This window comes from Aeromonas sp. PrichA-15, assembly GCF_017939245.1.
In the GTDB taxonomy this organism is placed as follows: Bacteria; Pseudomonadota; Gammaproteobacteria; order Enterobacterales; family Aeromonadaceae; genus Aeromonas; species Aeromonas caviae.
In genome coordinates this window covers 1-334 of sequence record NZ_JAGKRH010000354.1, presented here as the reverse complement: position 1 = coordinate 334, position 334 = coordinate 1, and the positions used below count along the sequence as shown (strand labels likewise).

Below are 334 nucleotides of genomic sequence, written 5' to 3'. Positions count from 1 at the left end.
CCATCTTAAATGCGAAAGGGGACTCCCTCCGACGTAGGTGGGAGGGGAATTTCGCCGGGGCGTCAGCCCCGCTGGTTTTGAATGTATTGCTTGATCACCTCTAACGGCGCACCGCCGCAAGAGCCCACAAAGTAAGAGCGTGACCAGAGTACGGGTTTGCTGTAAGCACCCCTCAAGTCCAGAAATTCATTACGCAGTCGCCTTGATGTGACCGCCTTTAACGAGTTCACCAGCACCGATAGCTGCACTGTTGGGCCGTACTCTATCAGCATGTGAACATGATCAGCCTCTCCGTCACACTCTTTCAGTTCCGCACCAAAATCTCTGCAAACCT

The 334-nt window shown here is 53.6% G+C and carries 1 protein-coding gene; it reads right to left on the bottom strand.

The features are described 5' to 3' along the window. Positions 1-62: 62 nt before the first annotated feature. The coding region (gene tnpA, locus J9889_RS23145; protein WP_210558359.1) for an IS200/IS605 family transposase at positions 63-334 on the bottom strand (272 nt) is incomplete at its 5' end.